3 protein-coding genes are annotated in these 3,000 nt (G+C 34.5%); all 3 read left to right on the top strand.

Annotated features, from left to right (window positions below; translation table 11 throughout):
* Positions 1–472: 472 nt before the first annotated feature.
* Positions 473–1,222: a DUF1853 family protein gene (locus B2Z27_RS02840; RefSeq protein WP_286812489.1), complete on the top strand. Its 750-nt coding sequence runs from the start codon at positions 473–475 to the stop codon at positions 1,220–1,222.
* 159 nt (positions 1,223–1,381) lie between these two features.
* Positions 1,382–1,765 (top strand): hypothetical protein, encoded by a 384-nt coding sequence (locus B2Z27_RS02835; protein WP_286812488.1) that lies wholly within the window; start codon positions 1,382–1,384, stop codon positions 1,763–1,765.
* Positions 1,766–1,963: 198 nt separating this feature from the next.
* Complete coding sequence (locus B2Z27_RS02830; protein WP_286812487.1) at positions 1,964–2,965, top strand: hypothetical protein; 1,002 nt, start codon at positions 1,964–1,966, stop codon at positions 2,963–2,965.
* Positions 2,966–3,000: the final 35 nt, after the last annotated feature.

The raw sequence follows: 3,000 nt of genomic DNA, 5'->3' as shown, positions 1-3,000 counted from the left end.
TGGTTGTTCGTTGTTCGTTGTTGGTTGTTCGTTGTCGGCTGTTCGCTGGTCGCCGAACGCAATACGCTGTGCGCTTTTCTCTTTAGGATAGTTGCTGACGAAAAGCGAATAGCTTACGGCGATTAGTGCTTGGCATAAAAAAAATTGTATTTGCGAGTAGCTTTTTAATGAGGAAACAATCTATTTGTTTTTTGAACTCAAGATTTAATAATTAGGCAGATAAGCGATATGTGTTTAGCGCGTAGCGAAAAGCGACCAGCGCAAAGCGTATAGCGTATAGCGTTTAACATGCAACGTTTTGCGCGTAGCGTTTTAAAAAAGTAACTTCGGCTACGCTCAGTTACCGGTATTTAGCAATACTATTTACAAACAACCGACAATTAACAACTAATAAAGATAAACCATCGACCAACTAGTTACAACCATCAAACAGATACAAGGCTTTTTAAGCACTCCACCGCTTTGGGAAGGTGTGCAGTTTGGCGTATCTCTGTTTCAGTTTCCTGAGGTGACGGCAGACAGTTTTGTGGTAAGTGAAATACCGGAAAAATTGCGCTTGGGACATCAAATGGAATTTGTGTGCAAACAGTTGTTAAAGGCTAGTAATGCGTATAATGTACTACTGCACAATTTGCCCATACGGGAAGAAAAACGGACTATTGGTGAAATAGATTTTATTGTTCAGGAAACCGCTACAAAGCAGCTAATTCACATAGAATTGACCTATAAATTCTATCTGATCGACACCGATATTAAAGAACCCATACACCAACTGGTAGGACCCAACCGGCGCGATGCCTTTTATGCCAAGCTAGAAAAGATAAAGAACAACCAATTTTCTTTGATTCACACGCCTATAGGGCGCTCCGCATTGTTAGAAAAAGGAATTGAAACCGAAAACATGACGCAGCAAATTTGCTACAAAGCCCAGTTATTTCAACCTTATTCTTGTGAGGCATTATCCATAGCACCATTAAACAACAATTGTATTATAGGCTATTGGTTACGCTTGGCAGCATTTCATACGGCTGACTTTACACCACATACATTTTATATCCCTACCAAAAGCGAATGGGTGTTACAGCCTACGAACACCGTAGCATGGCGCTCACACAAAGAAATTATTATAGCTATTACAGAACGCTTAGAAAACAACAGTGCCCCCATGGTTTGGATGAAGAAAAACAACACGCTTGAAAAGTTCTTTGTGGTATGGTGGTAAGCATAGTTCTAAGTTTAAACACAAAAATGCCTGTTAATAACTGTTGATAGGTCTTTTTTTAAGTGGGTGGGAATTAGATTACTTTTATAGGTGAAATATGTGCAATTGTGTGCATATACAATTGTTGTAATGAATTTAAATAGAACTGATTTAATCTGAATGTCTGGAAATTCTACTTATAGAGCTTTAGGAATATTAATCGAATCTTTCTCGGATTTCTTACAACGAATATTTGAAGGAAATGGACAGGTTAAACTGGATAAAGAGGACTTGAAAAATTCGCTGAAAAGACAAGCACATTTAGAAATTGATGACTTATTATTTTTACCTTGGTTAAATCTTCAATCTAAGCTGGATAAAGTAGACACGAAAACATTAGACCAAGTAATTTTGTATCTCTATGGGAAGGTTAGTAATGAGAATAAAAGGTCTAGAACAACGGATTTAAGGATTTTGGACTTAATTAAATATCTGGATACTAATCGGACTGAATTCTCACTTGATAGGAATAATATAAAAAACTCATTACAACACAACCTATAAACAATACGGGCTTCGGGCTTAATCGCAGGGTTTGCGTATTTTTATGAAGTCCGCAAAATCTTTTGGATTTTGCTTTAAACAAGGAAAGAAAAAACAAAACAAAAAGATTTCGCTATGTGCTTGGCGGAAAGTAAACGCTAGTTTGCTCCCGTACTGTTCATAGCTAAACCGTTAGCCCACATTTGAATAAGCATAGTTATGAAAGAAAATATTGATTCAAACATAAAAATTGACTTAATCAAAAGATTTGATTTAGAAAATCTCGGGAAATCCTTTATTGTGCAAGGTTTTGGATTTATGAATTCAAAACAATACTCAAAAGCTTCTGAACTTTTCAAGCAAGGATTAGATTTGGTAAGTTGCCAATGTGGAAATGGCTGGAAAGATGAGTATATGTTTGATTTTGAAAAAATCGTTCCTTCAAAAACACTAAAATATAGTTCTACAGAAAATTCACTTGACTATTATTTTACTCAAGCCTTTCTGTATTCTTACGTCGATGCAAATAAGCAAAAAGAGCTATTAAATAAAGGACTGGATTTAATTTTAAAATATTTAAAGAATAATGATTGTATTTATGGATATTACATTCAAGGTGTATTGTTTTCCGAACTAAAATTAAACAAACAAGCTTTGGATAGCTTTATGAAAGCCAAAGAATTAGGGAATTTAAATTGTATAAATTATAAAATTGGAGTTCTGAAAGAATCGATAGAAAATGATTATGGTCTAACAGACTTAATCGAAACTTTCATTTCTAATCCCTCAAGTTTATGTTGTGCTTATCATCTTTCTTACAACTGGACAAAAAGGAGACTCGCTTTTGAATTGTCTGTTCCACCATCTGTTCACCCTCATAAAAATTCGTTGAAAATAAATGACCTTACTGGACCAACATTTATCGACGAGTATAAAAACATCCTTGAAAATGAAAAAAGCTTAATCTTTGAAGAATTGCTTTCTTCTAAAAATAAAAAATCAGCGGATTTTTTTAATTACATTAATGATGAGAGAGAATTTTTAAGGCTTCAAAAAGAAATCATTAAAGAGAAAAAAAGAAACAAACAAATAGAAGATGAATGGGACAGAAAATATGGCAAAAAAAATACCAGAAAAGAATACATAAATCGAATACCAATAAATTTAGATGCATTGGATGTTGACCAATATCCACCAGAGTTTTGGGATAATTTAAAATAAAAACGTGGGCTAACAACGGTAACCGTTGCACAAGC

Source organism: Maribacter sp. UBA3344, from assembly GCF_002362375.1.
GTDB lineage: Bacteria > Bacteroidota > Bacteroidia > Flavobacteriales > Flavobacteriaceae > Maribacter > Maribacter dokdonensis.
The sequence above is the reverse complement of the archived record's forward strand: the minus strand, read 5'-3'. Positions and strand labels throughout refer to the sequence as shown.